The following is a 19,691-nucleotide window of genomic DNA, read 5'->3' as shown; positions in this document are numbered from 1 at the left end:
GACGCAGGTTAGTAGTCCGGACCGTATTCGGCGGTGACCAGAATGGGCAGGTGGTCCGAATTGCCGCGCGGGAGGGTTTCCACGCTGGTGATGTCCAGCCCCAATGACGTGGCGAAGTCGAAATGGCCCTTAAAGACCTTGTAGCGGGTGTACGTGCGCCGGTTGCTCAGCGATAGTGCGTAACCCGAATTCTTCATGTGGACGTGCAGGTTCTTGGTGAAGAACGGGTAGTTGAAGTCGCCCACCATCAGCGTCATCAAGCCCTCGCCCATGCTCAGGAGTTCAGCGTGGGCCGCGTGGATCTGCTTCCGCCGCAGCGAGTTGGAGGCCGTCAGGGGTGCGGCGTGGAAGGAACCGATCACCAGCTCGTGCTGCGTCTCGTTGTCCACCACCCGTGTCCCGATGAGCCGCTCGTGCGCCGGCGCCAGCACCCTGTCATGCATTGACTTTTTCAGCGCGAAGGACTGCGTATCCAGGGCCGTGAACCTGCTGGTGCGGTAATAGATGGCCAGCCCGAGCCGGTTCGCCTTGGTGGCGTCCGCGAGGTGAAGCGGGCCCAGGGTCTCCGGGAGGTCGCTGGAATCCACCTCCTGGAGGCAGAGCGCATCAATATCGTGATTCCGTGCCAGGGCAAGGAGTTCGCCGCTCGCTTTGTGCTCGCGAAGGTTGTAACTGATGACGCGCAATGGAACACCTCTTCCGAGGGTTGCTGACAGGGCCAGTTCCTGAGTCTACCCAGATGACAGCCGCCAGGCTCCAACATTTCGCCGCGTCGGAAAGCAGCCTCTGCCGGCAGCCGCGGGGCAAAACGATAGAGTTATTGCCAATTCACTGAAATCTTCTTGAAGGGCCACCGTTGACCGCTGATCTGCCTGAACTGGCTGAGGGAAACTTCTATTACCTATCCCTGGGCGACGGCCGTTTCCGTTCCACCATCCATGCCCAGGGTGCCTGGAACGTCCACGAGCAGCACATGGCGCCGGCATCCGGGCTGATGGCTGACAGCCTTGAGCGCCACCAGCCGCGCAGCGACATGCGGATGGCCCGCCTCAGCTACGAGATCCTGGGACTGATCCCCGCTGGTGAATTCCAAATTGAAACCACCACACTGCGGCCGGGGCGGACCATCGAATTGCTGCAGGCCGAGCTGGTGGCCGGCGGCCGGACGGCGATCCGGGCCACGGCCTGGCGGATGATCACCAGCGATACCTCCGAGGTGGCCGCGGTGGAAGACATCACCATTCCCGGACCTGACGAATGCAAGCCCTACGACGGCGCCTCGGTGTGGCCGGGCGGCTACATCCGTTCTCTGGAGATGCGCGTAGCTGAAGGGCACCGCCCGGGGAACGGCAAGGTGTGGCTACGCACCGACCACCCCCTGACGGACCGCAGTGACAGCGGCAACCTCGCCCGGCTGATGGGACTGGTGGACACCGCCAACGGCATCGCAGCACGCGTCCCGCCGGGCAAGGACAGCTACGCGTTCCCCAACCTGGACCTGCAGATCCACATGTACCGCCGCCCGGAAGGAGAGTGGCTGGGGCTGGACAACGCGGTCTCCTTCGGCCGGGACGGCATCGGCCTTACCTCAACAGTGCTGCACGACCTCGACGGCCCCTTCGGCCGGGCAGAGCAGATCCTGACCGTGCGGCGGACCTGAGTTCCTGCCGCGCCGGCTCAGCCCCGCCCCTGGAAGACGAGCCAGCCCGCGAGGGTGGACAGCCCTGTGAGTGCCGCGCCCCACAGCATGTCCACCACAATCAGCTGCAATGGCCACACCTTGAGGGTGGCCGCGTTGGTGAGGTCATAGGTGGCATACGCGAAGGCGCCCAGCGCCGCACCGTAGCCCAGAGCGGTAAGCCAGCTGCCGCCGTCGAGCGCGGGACGGAGGGCAAAGAACACAATCCCGGCGATGTAAATGACGTAAAAGGCGACGGCGTACCCTAGGTTTGGCTTGTCCGCCAGCAAGTCGCCGATGTGGCTCCGGTAGAACGGGTTCATCAGCTTGAGCCACACAGCGTCAATCACTGCGAACGCGGCGGCGACAACAAGGAATTGCAAGATGACCATAAGGGAGCTTAGCAACATGCACCACGCCGGATCCGGACCGCGCACGCTCACAGTGGTGCGGCAGGAGGCGTCGCTCGGCGCGGCCCGTGACCTGGAGTTCGGCCTGGAGCTCCTGGCCAAGGCAAGGACGGGGGGCATCGGCCCCACCTTGCGCCTGTACCGTCCTGCCCCCACTGTCGCATTCGGCCAGCGGGACACCCGGCTGCCGGGCTTCGAAGCAGCGGCACAGGCCTGCCGCGACAACGGCTTTGAGCCGCTGGTCCGCCGGGCAGGAGGGCGGGCGGCCGCCTACCACCAGGGAACCCTCGTGGTGGACCACATCGAACCGGACGCTGACGCCATTGCCGGTTCCAAAAGCCGGTTTGGATACTTTGGGGAGCTGTTTGCCGAAACGCTGCGCCGGGTAGGGGTGCACGCCGGCGTTGGAGAGATCACCGGAGAGTACTGCCCCGGGGAATACAGCGTGCACGGCACGGCTCCCGCTGACGGCTCGAGGGTGAAGCTGGTGGGCACGGCCCAGCGGGTGGTCTCCGGCGGCTGGCTGTTCAGCTCCGTCATTGTCGTGGAGAACTCCACCCCCATCCGGAAGGTCCTCACAGACAGCTACGCAGCCTTGGGGCTGGAGTGGGACCCGGCCACGGCGGGAGCCGTGAACGATCTTGTGCCCGGGGTGGACGTCGGAACGGTGGAGGAAGCGCTACTGGCCACCTATGCGGGCCATGCCACCCTCAGGACCGCTGCCTTCAGCAGCTTGGGGGCTTAACCCGCACGACTGTGACCCGGTACCCTCCGCTTACGCTAGTGCCCCCGGCGAATGCCCGGCGGTGTGCAGCGCGTTCAGCGAAGTGCCAGCCACCTCAATGACGTCTCCGTGGCTGACCTCCCGGTCCGGTTAGGTCCCGGGATAGACCGCTGCCACAGCATCCGGCCCGGGCATCGTGGGCCGGGTCAATCACCACGCATTCCTTGTCACGAGCGCGCTACGGCACCTTTGACTCTATGGACCACGACTGCTCCCGCATCTGGCATACAGAAGGGGATGGTGCAGATACGCAAAACGGGACCAACACCGAAATGCTGGTCCCGTTCTGTCTATCACACGCCTCCGACGGCGGCCCCGGGGTTGCCGAACCTCTTGTTCGGCTTGCCGGCTACGCTGCGAGGCGGGTCTTGACCTCGGCAGCGGAAGGGTTGGTTGCCGCGGTGCCGTCCGGAAAGAGGACGGTGGGCACTGTGCGGTTGCCGCCGTTAAGCTGCTCCACGAGTTCGGCAGTGCCTTCCACTTCCTCGATGTTGATCTCGGTGTAGCCGATGCCGTGCGAGTCCAGCTGCTTCTTCAGCCGGTTGCAGTAGCCGCACCAGGTGGTGGAAAACATTGTGATGGTGCCGGATTCGGGAGTGAAGTCCATAAGTTTCTCCTAAGAGTCGTGCAGGGTTTCCTTACCGTCAACGGTAGCGCGAAGCCGCGTATTCCCAGCTACAGCTAGCCACTGGCGTCCTTGGATGACAGCTCCTGCCGCCGATGGCATGCTGGAGCCATGTGTGGACGCTATGTAATGGCACGTGCTGTGGGGGACCTCCTGGCAGAGTTTGACGCCGAGCTCGAGGATGAGGTGAGCATCCCGCCGTCGTGGAATGTTGCGCCCACTGACGCTGTACCCATTGTCCTGGAGCGGTTGATCGATGAGGGTCCGGAGCCCAGGCAGGTGCGCCAGCTTCACGTGGCGCGGTGGGGCTTGGTCCCTTCCTGGGCCAAGGACCCGGGCATCGGCTCGCGGATGATCAACGCCCGGAGCGAATCAGTGCTGGAGAAGCCGGCGTTCCGCAAAGCCATTCAGTCGCGCCGCTGCGCGGTGCCCGCGGACGGCTACTACGAGTGGAAGCAGGGGACCGGGAAGGCGAAACAGCCCTACTACGTGCATCCGGGGAAGGGTGGCGGCCTGGTTTTTGCCGGGCTCTATGAGTGGTGGAAGGATCCGGCCTGGCCGGCGGGGGAGCCCGGCGGCTGGATGCTTTCCACCTCCATCCTGACCACTGACACTCCGCCGACCGGCAGCGAAACAACCGTCTTCGGCAAGCTGACCGCGCTGCATGACCGGGTGCCGCTGCCGATGGACAAGGCCACCATGCAGGTGTGGCTCGACCCGCAAGCCGACGACGCTGCGGCGCTGGTTGATCTGGTCCGGTCCGGGGTTAAAGACGTGGCATCGGACTGGCACGTTGATTCAGTGGGCAAAGAGGTGGGCAACGTCCGCAACAACGGCCCCGAGCTGATCCGCCCGGTGGAGGCCCTCTTCTAAACCGTAACCGAAGTAGCCCCGCGAAGCCGTGCCGAGGGGCTAAACGGTGACCGACCCGGCGTCGTCCACTGCCCAGGTGGGGTTGTAGGCCACTTCCCAGCGGAAGCCGTCCGGATCTGCGAAGTACCCGCTGTAGCCGCCCCAGGGCTGCGTGATGGGCTCGGCGACGATGGTAGCTCCCGCTGCGGCAGCCTCTTCCATGACCCGGTCAACGTCCTCGGTACTGGGGAGGTTGTGGCTCAGGGTGATGCAGGGGACCGGGCCGGGCTCGCTGACGCCGGCATCGGCCTGCATCTGGCGGACGTCCCACAGTGACAGCACCAGGCCGTGGTTCACCTGGATGAACACCACATCCCCAGGAAATTCGCGGTGGACTGGCCAGCCAAGGCCGTCCACATAGAAGGAGCGGGACGCCGGAACGCTGCGGACGCCTAGTGAAATGAAGTCGACTCTGGGCTGCATGGTTCGATACTGTCAGAGGATGGCAACAATTCAAGGGAACGATAGAGACGCACTGGCCGACAAGGAACAGCTTGCTGCCGTCCGGGTTGCCGTTGACGAGGTGGATGACCAGATTGTCACCCTCATTGCCCGCCGTGAACGGCTGATCCGGATCGCCGGAACCCTCAAGGGCGACGACGCTGAGGTCCGTGCCCCCGGCCGTGTGGAGCGGGTCATCGAGCACGTCCGCTCTGCGGCTGCTAAGAAAGACATTGACCCGGACATCGTTGAGTCCACGTATCGGGCCATGATCTCAGGCTTCATCGAACTCGAACTCCGGGTCCACAAAGAGAACAGCTGAGCTGCTTCAGCCCAGCTGTTACAGGTTTTCCTCCACCGGAACACCGGATTGGAATTCCCGGCCGTCCGCTTCGCTGAAGCCGGTCATCACATGCCCTTTGCCGAGCCCATTAATGGCTGCGAGCGGGAAATTGCCGGTGATGGTGTTGCCGGAGTGGGTGACGCCGGAAAGATCGTAGTTCTCTTCCGTGCTCTGTTCATGGTTGAACGAGAAGAAGGCGATCGCCTCCCCGTTCATGAACTCAATGCCCAGGCGCCGCTGGGATGAGTAGTCCGGACTGGCAGCCACAAGCCCCACCACGTAGGCACCGGAACCGGGGATGTTGCCGTCTATGTCGAAGGTGGCCACGAGGGTGGAGTTCTGGGCTTTGATGCTGACCTGTTTGAGGAGTGCGTCATGGGTGCTCATGGCACAATCCTGCTCCCTGCCGATCGGTCCGTCCACCCCCGCCTAGGATTTGTGCCGCCGCTGGCTTAGACTTGAAGTATTCGAACACATATTCGAATGTGTCCTGATTTTTTGGTCTGTCCGGGAGGTGCCCATGGGGATGTTCAGCGAATCCGTGGACGTTGCCTGCAACCCGGAAGGCCAACCGGTAAGCCTTCAATGGGCAGGACGGCGGTATTCAATCTGCGCCGAGCCGGTCCGATGGTACGAGCGCCGGCAGTGGTGGGCCGAGGAAAGCCGTGCACCGCTGGGAACCGGTCCTGGACTGGTGGACCATGAAATCTGGCGGGTTCAGGTGCTTCCTTCCGCCGCCGGTTCCGGCGCATTTAAGGACCAGGAAGAACCACTCACCCTTGACCTGACCCGCCACATCCGCAGCGGCCGCTGGCGGCTCCTGCGGATCCACGACGCCCTGCGCCCCCGGACAGCATGAGCTTCACGCACCTCCACGTCTCCACCGCCTTCAGTGCCCACTACGGTGTGTCCTGGCCTGAAGAACTGGCGCAGGCTGCCGCTGCCGACGGCGCCACCGCGCTCGCCTGCACCGACCGCGACGGTCTGTACGGAACCATCAAGCACCTGAAGGCGTGCATGGATGCGGGTATCGACCCCCTGGTTGGGGTGGACCTGGCGGTTTTCGACGACGACGGCGATCACCGCACCCAGTTGGCGGGACGTGTGGTGGTGCTCGCCCGGGGCAACAACAACGGGGCAGGGTACCGTGCACTGTGCCGGCTGGTGTCCGATGCCCATGCCCGCACCTCGGGGAAGTCCGGGGGAACCGTGCCGGTGGCAGTGACCAGGGCGGAGCTTGCCTCCCGCACTTTGGATCCCCGGACCCTCAAACCCGTGCTGATGGTCCTGATCGGGCCGGATTCCGATGTCGGGCGGGCCATGGGCGGCCGCCGGTACCTGCGCCCGCGGACACTTTTCAAACAATGGCTCGACGCAATGCCCGCCGGAACGGTGGTAACGGAGATCGTTTCGCAACTCAGCGCCCCGGGGGCGCCGCTGAGTACCTCACATGCCGTCCGGATGCTTAAGCTCGCGGAAGAGCACAACGTACCGGCAATCCTCAGTAACGCGGTGCGGTACTGCGCGGAGGACGGAGCCGCCACCGCCGACGTCCTGGACTCGGCCCGGACCCTGAAATCGCTGCCGGAGCTGGCCCAGGAACCAATGCTGCAGCCGAATGGGCAGGGCTGGCTGAAATCCGGAGCCCAAATGCTGCAACTGGGCAAGGAAATCATCTCCGCCGCCGGATACGGTGCAGCAGACCTTAAACAGCTGATGGCACAAACCGAGGCGCTCGCCGATCTCTGCAGGATGGACCCCGTCACCGATATGGGCTGGAAGCAGCCCGTGGTGCCGGAAGCTTCAGTCATCGGGATCAACCAGGATCCCCATATTGAACTGGTACAACGCTGCCAGGCGGGAATCGGGAGGCGGTTCCCGGGAATTTCGGGCACCCGGGAAAAGGAAATGCGGCACCGGCTCGAGCACGAACTGGGCATTATCCAGAACCTGGGGTTTTCGTCCTACTTCCTTACTGTTGCCGAAGTTTCACGCATGATCCAGGACATGGGGGTGAGGGCGGCGGCCCGCGGATCTGGTGCATCAAGCCTGGTCAATTACCTGATTGACGTCAGCCAGGTAAATCCACTGCAGCATGACCTGATCTTTGAGCGCTTCCTTTCCCGGGACCGGGCCACCCTGCCTGACATCGATATCGACGTTGAAAGCGCAGAACGGCATAACGTCTACCGGCGGATCTTCGAGCGATTCGGCGCCGAGCGGGTCACGCTGATGAGTATGCAAAACGGGTACCGGGCTAGAGGCGCAGTGCGGGACGCCGGCATGGCTCTAGGCATGGATGACGGTGACGTGGGGGACATCGCGAAACAGCTGTGGCGGTTTTCAGCACGGAAATTCCGGGAGGCATTGCAGGAAAAGCCTGAACTGAGGGAATTTGCAGGCCGGGTGGAACAGCGCGATACCCACGGCAACCAGCAGTTGGACCTGCTGGTGGACCTGACGGAACGCCTTGACCGGCTGCCGCGGCATATCTCGATGCATCCGTGCGGTGTGATCCTGGGGGACGCAACCCTGCTGGACCGCACCCCGGTCCAGCCCAGCGGCCTGGGTCTGCCTATGAGCCAGTTCGATAAACACGATATGGACCCCATGGGCATGCTGAAGCTCGACGTCCTGGGTGTCAGGATGCAAAGCGCCATGGCGTTTGCCGTCCGGGAGGTCATCCGCATCCACTCGTCTAAAGAGGAAGTGGTGGCTGCAGGGAAACATGATCCCGGGAAGGACGGGTCCGGCCCGGATTACATTGCAGAAAACGGCCACATCGACCTCAACGCCATACCCCTGGATGATGAGGCCACCTTTGAACTCATCCGGAGCACACACACCCTGGGCTGCTTCCAAATTGAGTCTCCTGGGCAGCGCGAACTGATCGGCAAGATGGCACCGCGGGAGTTCAACGATCTCATCATCGACATTTCGCTTTTCCGGCCCGGGCCCATGAAATCGGACATGGTCCGGCCCTTCCTGGAGCACCGGCACGGTTTCGCACCCGAGGTGTACCCCCACCCGGACCTGAAGCCCGTTCTGGCGGAAACCCACGGGGTGACCGTTTTCCATGAACAGATCCTGAAAACGTTCAACGTGATGACCGGTTGCGGCCTGGCCAGGGCTGACGAATTCCGTCGTGCCCTGGGCAACGAGGTCCTGGAATTAAGTGTTGAGGAGTTTTTCCGCAGGGAAGCCCGGAAGAAGGGCTATTCCCCGGAAGTAGTGGACAACGTGTGGGGGACCCTGAAGGCCTTTGGCAGCTTTGGGTTCTGTAAGGCCCACGGAGCCGCTTTCGCGGTGCCCACCTACCAGTCCGCCTGGCTGAAGACGCATCACCCGGAAGCCTTCCTGGCCGGCCTCTGGGAACACGATCCCGGCATGTACCCCAAAAGACTGCTTGTGGCGGAAGCCCGGCGGCTGGGCATCCCCATCCTTCCCCTGGATATCAACCGCAGCAAGGGGGAGTACCGGGTGGAACGGATCCGGCAGGGACCCGATTTGGGAAAGCTGGGAATCCGTCTGAGCCTGAACGGTATTTACGGGCTGTCCGCCACGGAACTGAAAAGAATCGTTGCGGGCCAGCCTTATGACTCACTCGCAGACCTCCGTGCGCGCTCGCGGTTAAGCAAGCCAAGCATCAAACGTTTGGCCCAGTTGGGTGCTTTCGATTCCCTGCACCGTGAAGCCGGTGGCGTGGCCAACCGGGCAGACCTGGTCCAGCACTTGCAGCAGCTTCAAAGTGCGGGCAGCGGGCGGAAAGGCGTGGAGGTTCTGGAAGGACAGCTGTCCCTGCCCCTGGGGGATGTGGAACTGCGCAACGTCAAGCCGGGGCTCCCGGAACCCACCCTCATCGAAAACGTCCGGGCAGAGCTGGACCTGATGGCTGTGGACGTCAGCAGCCACCTCATGGACAGCCACCGGCCCATGCTGGACAGGCTGGGAGTCACCACCGCGGACAAGCTCCTGGGCCTGCGCAACGGGACGGAGGTCCTGGTGGCCGGAGTGCGGGTGGCCACCCAGACGCCCCCCATGCGTGGGGGCAGGAGGGTGGTGTTCATCAGCATTGACGACGGCACCGGCTGCATTGATTCAGTCTTCTTCCATGAGGCCCAGGAGAATGCCGGCCTGCTCCTGTTCGGAACCCGGCTGCTGCTAATCCGCGGCACCACACGGCGGACGGGCCCACGTGGAATCAGCCTCAGTGCAAGCATGGCCTGGGACCTCAGCCGCACCGAAAGCCTGCCCTTCCCGGACTCGGAGACCCGTGCCCCTGATGGCCCGCATCCACTGGATGGAATCAGCAGGAGCCTGGCCATCACGGGATTTAACGGCTGAGCCTGCCGTGCGCCGCGTTGGTCGGCCCTTTGCTGAACCGATAGCATTGACGGTGGCTGGCTGTGGTCCCCGTACGCCACAAGCTATGAAGCCTTAACTTTGAATAGGAGACACCCGTGTCAGATGCCCAGCAGATCACCCTCCTCGTCGATGGCGAAGAGACCAAGGTGACTACCGGGACAACCGGTGCGGAACTCTTCTTTGAGCGCCGTGATGTTGTTGTTGCCCGCGTCAATGGCGAGCTGAAGGACCTGGACCAGGAACTTCCGGAAGGCGCCGACGTCGAAGGCGTCACCATCGATTCCCCCGACGGACTGAACGTACTCCGCCACTCCACCGCCCACGTGATGGCCCAGGCCGTCCAGCAACTGCGCCCCGACGCCAAGCTGGGCATCGGTCCCTACATCACCGACGGTTTCTACTTCGACTTTGACGTGGCCGAGCCCTTCACCCCCGAGGACCTCAAAACCCTCGAAAAGATGATGCTCAAAATCGTCAACCAGAACCAGAAGTTCGTCCGGCGTGTGGTCTCCGAGGACGAGGCCCGCGAAGCGATGAAGAACGAGCCCTACAAGCTCGAACTCCTTGGCAAGAAAAACGAGGCCGCCGAAGCCGGTGAGGGCGTAAATGTCGAGGTGGGCGCCGGCGACATCACCATCTACGACAATGTTGAGCGCAAGGAAGGTGCCACCGTCTGGTGCGATCTCTGCCGTGGCCCGCACCTGCCCAACACCAAGCTGATTTCCAACGCCTTCGCCCTCACCCGCTCGTCCTCCGCCTACTGGCTGGGAAACCAGAAGAACCAGCAGCTGCAGCGGATTTACGGCACGGCTTGGCCCACCAAGGATGCACTCAAGGCCTACCAGGAACGTCTTGCTGAAGCAGAACGGCGTGACCACCGCAAGCTCGGCGTCGAACTGGACCTGTTCTCCTTTCCGGACGAGCTCGGTTCAGGCCTGCCGGTGTTCCACCCCAAGGGCGGCATCATCCGCAAGGAGATGGAGGACTACTCGCGGCAGCGCCACGTCGAAGCCGGCTACGAGTTCGTCTACACGCCCCACATCACCAAGGGCCACCTGTACGAGGTCTCCGGCCACCTTGACTGGTACAAGGAAGGCATGTTCCCCGCCATGCGCGTGGATGAGGAACTCAACGCCGACGGCACCATCCGCAAGCCGGCACAGGACTACTACCTGAAGCCGATGAACTGCCCCATGCACAACCTCATCTTCCGCTCCCGCGGACGCTCCTACCGTGAGTTGCCCCTGCGCCTGTTCGAATTCGGCTCGGTCTACCGGTACGAGAAGTCCGGCGTGGTGCACGGCCTCACCCGGGTCCGCGGCATGACACAGGACGACGCCCACATCTACTGCACCCGCGAGCAGATGAAGGAAGAACTCACCAAGACCCTGACGTTTGTGCTGGACCTGCTGAAGGACTACGGCCTGGACGACTTCTACCTGGAGCTCTCCACCAAGGACCCGGAGAAGTACGTCGGCGAGGACGCCGCCTGGGAGGAAGCCACCCGGACCCTCGCCGAGGTGGCAGAGGAATCCGGCCTGGAACTGGTCGCGGATCCGGGCGGAGCGGCATTCTACGGCCCCAAGATCTCCGTGCAGGCAAAGGACGCCCTGGGCCGCACCTGGCAGATGTCCACCATCCAGCTGGACTTCAACCTGCCCGAGCGGTTCGAACTGGAATTCCAGGCCGCCGATGGCACCCGCCAGCGTCCCGTGATGATCCACCGTGCGCTGTTCGGCTCGATCGAACGGTTCATGGGCGTGCTCACCGAGCACTACGCCGGCGCTTTCCCCGCCTGGCTCGCCCCTGTACAGGTGGTGGGCATCCCGGTGGCGGAGACGTTCAACGAGTACATGTTCGACGTCGTCGATCAGCTCAAGGCGGCAGGCATCCGGGCCGAGGTGGACACTTCCTCGGACAGGTTCCCCAAGAAGATCCGCACCGCCAGCAAGGACAAAATTCCTTTTGTGCTGATCGCCGGCGGTGACGACGCCGAGGCAGGCGCCGTGTCGTTCCGCTTCCGCGACGGAAGCCAGGACAACGGCGTGCCCGTGGCAGAGGCAGTCAAGCGGATCACTGAAGCCGTCCGTAACCGGACCAGCTAGCGGAAACGGAACAGCACGGTGCAGGAGAACACAGGCGCAGGATATCCAGGGGATGCCGGCGTCACCGACGACTTTGACCTCGCCGGTGTCCCGGACGCTTTCCAGCGCCTGTGGACTCCGCACCGCATGGCCTACATCAAGGGCGGCCAGCACCAGTTCAAGAACGAAAACGACTGCCCGTTCTGCATCGGACCAGGACGGACCGACGAGGATGCGTTGATCGTGTACCGGGGAAAGACCTGCTACGTGGTGCTGAACCTGTTTCCGTACAACCCGGGTCACCTCCTGGTCTGCCCTTACCGTCACATCCCTGACTACACCGACCTGACCGTCGAGGAGACGGCGGAGTTTGCCGAGCTGACCCAGACGGCCATGCGGGTCCTGCGGAAAGTATCAAACCCGGGCGGATTCAACCTTGGCATGAACCAGGGGGTGGTGGGCGGCGCAGGCATCGCCGCCCACCTGCACCAGCACATTGTTCCGCGTTGGGGCGGTGACGGGAACTTCTTCCCCATCATCGCCCAGACCAAGGCGATTACACAGACCCTTGACGAGGTCCGCCAACAGGTCGCCGACGCCTGGCCCGGGGAGACGGATGCTGAATAGGCACGCCCGCGGGTTCTTCACCGCACTGTTCACCCCGCTCGCCCGCTGGCTCCTTCGGATCGGCGTCTCACCGGATGCTGTGACCATCGTCGGTACCGCCGGTGTGGTGGTGGGAGCCCTCGTCTTTTACCCGATGGGGCAGCTGTGGTGGGGAACGCTGTTCATCACCGCGTTCATCTTCTCCGATGTCCTGGACGGCATCATGGCCAGGATGCAGGCGGTGGGCAGCCGCTGGGGCAACTTCCTTGACTCAACCCTGGACCGGATCGCGGACGGTGCACTCTTCGCTGGTCTTGCTGTCTGGTTCTTCACCGGCGGCGCGAATGTTCCCATCGCCATGGCAGCCACCGTCTGCCTGGTCCTTGGCATGGTGGTTTCCTACGCCAGGGCGAAGGCGGAGTCACTGGGATTCACGGCCAACATCGGCATCGCAGAGCGTGCCGAACGCCTCGTGTCCGTGCTGGTGGTCACCGGATTTACCGGCCTTGGGCTGCCGCAGGTAGTGCTGCTGGTGACGCTTGTACTGCTCGCCCTCGCGAGCTTCATCACGGTGGTCCAGCGTGTGGTGTCGGTACGCCGCCAGGCCCTTGCGGAACCTTCCCCGGCTGATTAACACGAATTAAGCCGGCCGGGTCCGGTGAGACTAGTATTAGGACTGCCCGGTCAATGGATCCGGCAACCCGGTGTGTGTACATATGGCATCTCCGTGCCGCCCTGCACGCCCGGCGAAGGTCATCTATCTACCCATAGGGGTTTTTGTGTCTACACCTGATGTAAGCAGCGAGGCCGGTTCGTCCGCGAACAGCGTCACGGGCAGCAACCGCGTGAAGCGGGGCATGGCTGAGATGCTCAAGGGCGGCGTCATCATGGACGTCGTCAACGTTGAACAGGCCCGCATCGCCGAAGACGCCGGTGCCGTTGCTGTAATGGCACTGGAACGCGTTCCGGCCGATATCCGCGCCCAGGGCGGCGTGTCCCGCATGTCCGATCCTGACATGATCGACAAGATCATCGACGCCGTGTCCGTGCCGGTCATGGCCAAGGCCCGGATCGGGCACTTCGTTGAGGCCCAGGTCCTGCAGTCCCTCGGCGTCGACTACATTGACGAGTCCGAGGTCCTGACCCCGGCCGACTACGTCAACCACATCGACAAGTGGAACTTCAAGGTTCCGTTCGTCTGTGGCGCCACCAACCTCGGTGAGGCACTCCGCCGCATCAACGAGGGCGCGGCCATGATCCGGTCCAAGGGCGAGGCCGGCACCGGTGACGTCTCCAATGCCACCGGCCACATGCGCCAAATCCGCTCCGAGATCGCCAAGCTTGCCGCACTGCCCGAGGACGAGCTGTACGTAGCCGCCAAGGAACTGCAGGCACCCTACGAACTGGTCAAGGAAGTTGCCGCTGCCGGCAAGCTCCCCGTGGTGCTGTTCACCGCCGGCGGCATCGCCACCCCGGCCGACGCCGCCATGATGATGCAGCTCGGCGCTGACGGCGTGTTCGTCGGCTCCGGCATCTTCAAGTCAGGCAACCCCGCCCAGCGCGCCGCCGCCGTCGTGAAGGCAACCACCTTCTTCGACGACCCCGATGTCATCGCCAAGGCCTCCCGCGGCCTGGGCGAAGCCATGGTGGGCATCAACGTCGACGAGATCCCGCAGCCGCACCGCCTCGCCGAGCGCGGCTGGTAGTTCTTCTGGTTCGCGCCTGGCGGCGCTGATCCTCTGCTTACTATTCCGCTCCAAAGTCCGACGGCGGCGGGTCACCTTTGTGGGTGACCCGCCGCCGTCGTCGGTGGTTGAGCCTGTCGAAACCCCATCGGTTGCTCCGCACGGGCCCTTATGACCCCTCAAAAGGGCCCGTGCGGAGCAATGGATGAGGGGTTAGTCGAGGCCGCGGCGCTTTAGCAGGGGCTCCAGCCTCGCTTCGCGGCCTCGGAGGGTTTTGAAGGAGTGCAGGGGGTCGCGGCTGTTTCCTTGGGACAGCAGCTCCTCCCGGAAGCGTTGGCCGTTGGCCCGGGTCAGGCCGCCGTTTTCGCTGAACCAGTCCACCGTCTCGGCGTCCAGCACCTCGCTCCAGATATACGAGTAGTACCCAGCAGCGTAACCGGCACCAGCGAAGACGTGCTGGAAGTATCCCGTGCGGTAGCGCGGCGGAATCAGGGCATGGGCAATTCCGGCAGCCGCCAAGGCCTTGTCCTCGAAGGCAAGGGCGTCCTCAGGTATCTCGCTGCTCCCCAGGACATGCCAGGCCAGGTCCAGTAGCGCCGCCCCCAAGTACTCCGTGGTGGCAAACCCCTCACCCCAAAGCCGTGATTCGTCCAGTTTGTCCACGATGTCCTGCGGGAGCGGCTCCCCGGTGGCGTAGTGCTTCGCGTAGTTGGCCAGCACCTCCGGCCACATAATCCACATTTCATTGACCTGGGACGGGTACTCTACGAAGTCCCGGGGGACCGACGTGCCGGAAAACCGCGGATAGGTCACGTTGGAAAACAACCCGTGCAGGGCATGGCCGAACTCGTGGAACGTAGTCCGCAGTTCGTCCAGGGTCAGGAGCGCAGGTTCCCCCGCCGGCGGCTTGGAGATGTTGAGGTTGTTGATGACTACGGGCTGGGTCCCCAGCAGCGACGACTGTTCCACCAAGGAATTCATCCAGGCGCCGCCCCGCTTGGACTCGCGGGTGTAGTAGTCGCCGAGGAACAGCCCAAGTGCGGTGCCGTCCTCGTTCCTGACCTCCCAGACACGCACATCCGGGTGGTAGCCGGAAAGGTCCTCCCGCTCGTGGAAGGTGATGCCGTAAAGCGACGTGGCAGCGAAGAAGACCCCGTCAGTGAGGACCCGGTCCAGCTCGAAATAGGGCCGGAGGGCCTGTTCGTCCACCGCGTACTTTTCCCGCCGGACCTTCGCAGAGTAGAACGCCCAGTCCCAGGCCTCCAGGGAGTGTCCGGCTGCCTCAGCAAGAGCCGTGGCCTCGCGGTCAGCATTGCGGACCGCCGCCGGCGCCATTCGGCTCAGCATCGACTGGACCGACTCAAAATCGGGTGCGGTCTGGAGGTCCACCACGAGTTCGGCGTAGTTGGCGAAGCCCAGCAAGGCAGCTTTTTCCGCGCGCAGGCCGGCCATGGAACGGGCGAGTTCGAGCACATCGAGGTTCCCGCCGCTGCTGCCGCGGGCCACAGACGCCTCAAACAACCGACGCCGGATGCCCCGGTTCTCCAGTGCGGCCAAGGCAGGCTGGTTTGTCGGCTGGATCAGGGTCAGAAGGAATTTCCCCTCATGCCCCGCCGCCCGGGCCGCTTCAGCGGCGCCCGCCACGTCGTCGGCCGGCAACCCCGCCAGGTCTGCGGGGTCCTCAAGCAGGAGGGCCGCGGACTTCATGCCCTCCTTGACCCGCTGGCCGAATTCGGTTCCCAGCCGGGAGAGTTCGGCATTGAGCGCCCGGAGCCGCTCCTGCCCGGGGCCATCCAGTTGGATCCCGGACTGCCGGAATTCCTTCAAATACTCTTCCACCAAGCGGGCCGACTCCGGATTAAGACCGGCCGTCCCGATGGCGGCGAAGCGTTCGTAGAGTGCCTTGTTCAGGAACACTTCGTCCTGGTGGGCTGAGAACAGCGGCGAGAGCTGGGTTTCAAGTTCCCGGATCTCCTCGGAAGCGTCGGCGGAAACCAGCGTGAAGAACGCGGCGGCAGTTCGCTGCAGCAATTGGCCGGAGCGCTCCATCACCACAGCAGTGTTGTCGAAGGTGGCGGGATCAGAATTCTCCGTGATCGCCTGGACTTCCGCCAGATGCTCCGCGAATCCTGCCTCTGCCGCTTCGGCGAAGTGGGAAGGCCCGATTTCCGCGAACGGCGGCAGAGCGAACGGAAGCGTGCTGGGAGTGAGCAGGGGGTTTGTCATGACGCAAATCTTCCATACGGGCCACGCCATCACAACGACCCTCAAATGCTCGTGGCGGCCCAGGACTTTACCTACAATGACCGCTATGGGGATTAGTTGGGGCGGTGCTGCCCCGCGCGCCGGGGCCACCTTCTGGGCCTTGCTCGCCGCTGCCGTGCTGGCGGGCTGTGGCCTGGTGGCTGAACAGGAAGGGCAGGCACCGCCACTCGCGGGACCCGCTGTGCAAATTCCAGGATCCGGCGACAATCCCGCCGCAACCACCGCTCCTGCCTCAAGCCACACACCCACACCCATTCCTACGCCCGGCAACGGCCCAGCCTGCCCCGCGGTCAGGTGCACCAACGTGCTCGTCACGGGGGACATGCTGGTCCACGCCCAGCTGTGGCAGCAGGCGAAGCAGGACGCAGCAGCGGCAGGCAAGGCGGGGCTGAATTTTGGACCCCTCCTGGAAGGGCAGCGCCGGTACATCAACAACAGCGACCTTGCCATCTGCCACCAGGAGACGCCCGTGGCGGGACCGGAAGGTCCCTTCTCTGTGTACCCGTCGTTCAACGTCCCGCCCCAGATCATCGCCGCGTCCAAGGACGTGGGCTACCAGGCGTGCACCACGGCCAGCAACCGCACCATCGACCGTGGCACGGACGGGCTGCTGCGTACTCTCGACGCCCTGGATGCTGCCGGCCTGAAGCACACGGGCTCCTACCGCACGCAGAACGAGTCCCGCGGCATCCTCATCATGCAGACGCCGGCCGCGAAAGTAGCCGTCATCCAGGCCACCTACGGGCTCAACGGACTGCTCCCTGAATACCCCTGGCAGGTGGACATGCTGGACCCGGCAGCGATGATCGGCAAGGCCGAAAAGGCGCGGGCGCTGGGGGCGGATATCGTCCTGGCCGCGATGCACGCGGGTGATGAGTACGCCAGCGAACCGAATGCCCAGCAGCAGGAGGCGGCACGTGCCCTGGTGGACAGCGGGCAGTTCAACCTGGTCTATGGGCACCACAGCCACGCAGTGCAGCCCATCGAAAACTACAAGGGCACCTGGATTGTGTACGGCCTGGGCAACGGCGTCACCGAGCTGTCTCCCTGGTATGTGGTCAACAACGAGGGCCTCCTGGCGAGGGTGCAGTTCGGCCAGGACCCTTCCGGAAAATGGTCCGCCACGGATCTCGCCTGGGCACCGTCGGTGATCGTCCGCGACCCGTACCGCTGGTGTTCAGTAGCGGCAGATGCGCCGCAGGGACCGTGCGCCGGCCCGGAAGCGGACGCAGCGACCAGGCAGCGGACCAGGACCGTGGTGGAATCCCGGGGTGCCGCAGCGGCCGGTGCCCGCGAGCTCCTCATCACCCGCGAACCTTAAGCCGTCCCGCAAGGGAGCGCCGTCGTCGGCTGCTGAACCCTGTGCTGGTCAGCGCGGGCGGCGGGCCGCGTGTTCCCTGGCGAGATCCGCGAACCGGTCGTTCGGCTGGCCGGGGTCAAAGGACCCGAATTTACGCTCAGCCGCCGTGCGGATCAGGAAGTCGGCAATGGCCGGGTTCTTCGGCAGCAGCGACCCATGCAGGTAGCTCGCCACGATGTTGCGGTAGCGGGCGCCTTCGTGGCCATCGCTGCTGTTGTTTCCGGTGCCTTTGGGCACGGTTCCGAGTGGACGGACGCCGTTGCCGAGGGTGGTCTGCCCGCTGTGGTTCTCGTAACCCAGCACCTCGCCAAACTCCGGCGTAGCCACCTTGACATTGCCGATCAGACGCTCGTCTGTGCCGTGGGTTTCCACGTCAAGGACGCCGATGCCCGGGATGACCGCCCCGGTGCGTGTTTTGAAAAAGCGTCCGAAGAGCTGGTACAACCCGCAGATCACCAGCATCGGGGCGCCGTCCTCGGCCAGATCCTTCAGCGCTCCCGCACGTGCCTGCAGGTCGTCCTGGATCACCAGTTGGCCGCTGTCCTGGCCGCCGCCGCCCACAATGATGTCGACGTCCTCCGGGAAAGGGTCGCCAACGTTGTATTCGAGCAGCTCCGGCGTGTAGCCGTGCCACCTGATGCGCTGTTGGAGGACGAGGGCGTTGCCCCAGTCGCCGTAGATGTTCATGTCGCGCGGGTAGAGCTGCACCACCCGGATGGTGCCCTTGCTCTCCTGCGCCGGGTCCATGCCTGCGTGGCTCAAGAGACAACCTCCACGGTGGTGATTTTGGACAGCTCGCGGCGAATGGCCAGCATTGCGGTATACGTGCAGAAGATGCGCTTCGGCTTGCCTTGGGCTTCCCTGATGAAGGCGGCAAGGGCCGGCGCAATCTCGGTCTCGACGCCGCCGACCCGCACCTCGTCATACTGCAGGCGCAGGGCCATGTCGTAGGCGCGGGAGCCGGTCACCTGGTCCACTCCACCCTCGCGCAGGGACTCGAATTCAACATCCCACAGCCAGGACATGTCGCGGCCGTCGGCGTAGTTGTCGTTGATGGCGATCATGGTGGCGTAACCGCCGGCGGGAAAGGACTTCAGGCCGAGCCGGAACCCGCTGGGGTTCTTGACCAGGACCAGGTCCAGGGGCTGGCCGTCCACCGTCAGGCTTTCGCCGCGGCCGAACGCTGGCGCAACCTGGGCGAGTGCTGCCAGCAGCGTGTCGTGGTCCGCGGTGGCGGCACCGCCGCCACAGATGCTTCGCGCCAGGGTCAGCGCGGCGGCGGCATTAAAGATGTTGTACACGCCGCGCAGCTTCATCCCGGTGGTGACCGTGACTCCGTCGTACTCGAAGTCGGCGGTGTCCGCACCTACTTTGCGGAGTACGACGTCGGCGGCAGGCTTCTCCGGCAGGCCTGCGGGAGCGGGACTTCCGGGAGCGGCGCGCATGTCGTCGTCGTTCGGGAAGGTGCCCAGCAGTGAATCGTCCAGGCCAAAGTACTTGACGTCCTGCCCAGTGAGGGTGGTGGCAATCCTGGCTACACGGGGGTCCTCACGGTTCAGCACCACAGTTCCGGTGGTCTTGGCGGCGATGTGCTGGAGCAGCTGTGCCGTCTTGTCAATCTCGCCGAACCGGTCCAGCTGGTCGCGGAGGACATTCAGGAGCAGGCAGTATCGGGGCGGGACGCTGTTGACGAAGTGCACGGCGTGGGCCTCGTCCAGTTCCAGGACAGCGACATCGGCGTCGAGCCGGCCGCGCCAGTCCACCTCGCCCAGCAGCGCTGCGGCCACACCGCGCGTGAAGTTGCTGCCGGTGCGGTTGGTGAAGACCTTGAGCCCCTGGCTCTCAAGCAGCTCCACTACCATTTTGGTGGTGGTGGTTTTGCCGTTGGTGCCGCTGACCACGGCGACGCCGTGGGGGAGCGTGGTGAGCGTCCGGCGCATGAAGCCGGGATCGATTTTTTCGACCACCAGCCCGGGCAGGGCAGAACCGCCGCCCCGTAGCCGGGACACCCGGCGGACCAGCTTGCCGAGCGGAACACTGAAGTAGAGCATTATTCGAATATATCCCAGCAAGGGCATGGAACCGCCGTCGCGGTGTGGCTGCCGCCCGGCCAGTAAGGCCGCGCCCCGTATG

The 19,691-nt window shown here is 64.1% G+C and carries 19 protein-coding genes; 11 read left to right on the top strand and 8 right to left on the bottom strand.

Annotation, left to right across the window (positions count from 1 at the left end; all coding sequences use genetic code 11):
- Nucleotides 1-8: 8 nt before the first annotated feature.
- Nucleotides 9-686 (bottom strand): endonuclease/exonuclease/phosphatase family protein, encoded by a 678-nt coding sequence (locus CXQ88_RS13050; RefSeq protein WP_104044581.1) that lies wholly within the window; start codon nt 684-686, stop codon nt 9-11.
- Between the two features lie 170 nt (nt 687-856).
- Between CXQ88_RS13050 and CXQ88_RS13045 the strand changes: the two genes are divergently transcribed.
- The gene (locus tag CXQ88_RS13045; protein ID WP_104044580.1) at nt 857-1,660 is read left to right on the top strand and encodes a thioesterase family protein; all 804 of its coding nucleotides are present in this window, start codon (nt 857-859) and stop codon (nt 1,658-1,660) included.
- Nucleotides 1,661-1,677: 17 nt separating this feature from the next.
- Here CXQ88_RS13045 and CXQ88_RS13040 read toward each other — a convergent pair whose 3' ends face one another.
- Nucleotides 1,678-2,070: a DUF2177 family protein gene (locus CXQ88_RS13040; RefSeq protein ID WP_104044579.1), complete on the bottom strand. Its 393-nt coding sequence runs from the start codon at nt 2,068-2,070 to the stop codon at nt 1,678-1,680.
- Nucleotides 2,071-2,086: 16 nt separating this feature from the next.
- Between CXQ88_RS13040 and CXQ88_RS13035 the strand changes: the two genes are divergently transcribed.
- Nucleotides 2,087-2,833: a lipoate--protein ligase family protein gene (locus CXQ88_RS13035; protein WP_104044578.1), complete on the top strand. Its 747-nt coding sequence runs from the start codon at nt 2,087-2,089 to the stop codon at nt 2,831-2,833.
- Between the two features lie 388 nt (nt 2,834-3,221).
- On the opposite strand, the gene CXQ88_RS13030 is transcribed toward CXQ88_RS13035, so the two are convergent.
- On the bottom strand, nt 3,222-3,479 hold the full coding sequence (locus tag CXQ88_RS13030) for a mycoredoxin (protein ID WP_104044577.1): 258 nt from the start codon (nt 3,477-3,479) through the stop codon (nt 3,222-3,224).
- Between the two features lie 129 nt (nt 3,480-3,608).
- Here CXQ88_RS13030 and CXQ88_RS13025 point away from each other — a divergent pair, with 129 nt between their 5' ends.
- Nucleotides 3,609-4,370 (top strand): SOS response-associated peptidase, encoded by a 762-nt coding sequence (locus tag CXQ88_RS13025; protein WP_104044576.1) that lies wholly within the window; start codon nt 3,609-3,611, stop codon nt 4,368-4,370.
- A 39-nt stretch (nt 4,371-4,409) separates the two neighbouring features.
- On the opposite strand, the gene CXQ88_RS13020 is transcribed toward CXQ88_RS13025, so the two are convergent.
- Nucleotides 4,410-4,832, bottom strand: a complete 423-nt coding sequence (locus CXQ88_RS13020; RefSeq protein WP_104044575.1) for a VOC family protein — start codon at nt 4,830-4,832, stop codon at nt 4,410-4,412.
- A gap of 19 nt (nt 4,833-4,851) precedes the next feature.
- On the opposite strand from CXQ88_RS13020, the gene CXQ88_RS13015 reads away from it, so the two are divergent.
- Nucleotides 4,852-5,172, top strand: a complete 321-nt coding sequence (locus tag CXQ88_RS13015; protein WP_104044574.1) for a chorismate mutase — start codon at nt 4,852-4,854, stop codon at nt 5,170-5,172.
- A gap of 18 nt (nt 5,173-5,190) precedes the next feature.
- Here CXQ88_RS13015 and CXQ88_RS13010 read toward each other — a convergent pair whose 3' ends face one another.
- Nucleotides 5,191-5,580 (bottom strand): hypothetical protein, encoded by a 390-nt coding sequence (locus CXQ88_RS13010; protein ID WP_104044573.1) that lies wholly within the window; start codon nt 5,578-5,580, stop codon nt 5,191-5,193.
- A gap of 133 nt (nt 5,581-5,713) precedes the next feature.
- On the opposite strand from CXQ88_RS13010, the gene CXQ88_RS13005 reads away from it, so the two are divergent.
- The 6 genes from CXQ88_RS13005 (at nt 5,714) to pdxS (ending at nt 13,954) form a co-directional block, all read left to right on the top strand.
- Nucleotides 5,714-6,052, top strand: a complete 339-nt coding sequence (locus CXQ88_RS13005; RefSeq protein WP_104044572.1) for a DUF6504 family protein — start codon at nt 5,714-5,716, stop codon at nt 6,050-6,052.
- Nucleotides 6,049-9,537 (top strand): DNA polymerase III subunit alpha, encoded by a 3,489-nt coding sequence (locus CXQ88_RS13000; RefSeq protein WP_104044571.1) that lies wholly within the window; start codon nt 6,049-6,051, stop codon nt 9,535-9,537. The genes CXQ88_RS13005 and CXQ88_RS13000 overlap by 4 nt, the downstream gene beginning before the upstream one ends.
- Before the next feature lie 116 nt (nt 9,538-9,653).
- The gene (gene thrS, locus CXQ88_RS12995; protein WP_104044570.1) at nt 9,654-11,663 is read left to right on the top strand and encodes a threonine--tRNA ligase; all 2,010 of its coding nucleotides are present in this window, start codon (nt 9,654-9,656) and stop codon (nt 11,661-11,663) included.
- 18 nt (nt 11,664-11,681) lie between these two features.
- Nucleotides 11,682-12,269 (top strand): HIT family protein, encoded by a 588-nt coding sequence (locus tag CXQ88_RS12990; protein WP_104044569.1) that lies wholly within the window; start codon nt 11,682-11,684, stop codon nt 12,267-12,269.
- Nucleotides 12,259-12,882 carry a phosphatidylinositol phosphate synthase gene (gene pgsA / locus CXQ88_RS12985; RefSeq protein ID WP_104044568.1) on the top strand — a complete coding sequence of 208 codons (624 nt, stop codon included), beginning with the start codon at nt 12,259-12,261 and terminating at the stop codon, nt 12,880-12,882. Before CXQ88_RS12990 ends, pgsA begins: the two co-directional genes overlap by 11 nt.
- Nucleotides 12,883-13,027: 145 nt before the next feature.
- Nucleotides 13,028-13,954 (top strand): pyridoxal 5'-phosphate synthase lyase subunit PdxS, encoded by a 927-nt coding sequence (gene pdxS / locus CXQ88_RS12980; RefSeq protein WP_043481916.1) that lies wholly within the window; start codon nt 13,028-13,030, stop codon nt 13,952-13,954.
- 192 nt (nt 13,955-14,146) lie between these two features.
- Here pdxS and CXQ88_RS12975 read toward each other — a convergent pair whose 3' ends face one another.
- Nucleotides 14,147-16,159, bottom strand: a complete 2,013-nt coding sequence (locus CXQ88_RS12975) for a M3 family metallopeptidase (protein ID WP_104044567.1) — start codon at nt 16,157-16,159, stop codon at nt 14,147-14,149.
- A gap of 85 nt (nt 16,160-16,244) precedes the next feature.
- Between CXQ88_RS12975 and CXQ88_RS12970 the strand changes: the two genes are divergently transcribed.
- Nucleotides 16,245-17,519 carry a CapA family protein gene (locus CXQ88_RS12970; RefSeq protein ID WP_104044614.1) on the top strand — a complete coding sequence of 425 codons (1,275 nt, stop codon included), beginning with the start codon at nt 16,245-16,247 and terminating at the stop codon, nt 17,517-17,519.
- A gap of 48 nt (nt 17,520-17,567) precedes the next feature.
- Here the strand turns inward: CXQ88_RS12970 and CXQ88_RS12965 are convergent, their stop codons facing one another.
- Nucleotides 17,568-18,305, bottom strand: a complete 738-nt coding sequence (locus CXQ88_RS12965) for a type 1 glutamine amidotransferase (protein ID WP_104044613.1) — start codon at nt 18,303-18,305, stop codon at nt 17,568-17,570.
- Nucleotides 18,306-18,316: 11 nt separating this feature from the next.
- Nucleotides 18,317-19,609 (bottom strand): Mur ligase family protein, encoded by a 1,293-nt coding sequence (locus CXQ88_RS12960; RefSeq protein WP_181037509.1) that lies wholly within the window; start codon nt 19,607-19,609, stop codon nt 18,317-18,319.
- Nucleotides 19,610-19,691 lie beyond the last annotated feature (82 nt).

This window comes from Arthrobacter sp. ZGTC412 (assembly GCF_002929215.1).
Lineage (GTDB): Bacteria > Actinomycetota > Actinomycetes > Actinomycetales > Micrococcaceae > Arthrobacter.
Note: the sequence above shows the minus strand (reverse complement) of the source record. Positions and strands in the feature narration are given on the sequence as shown.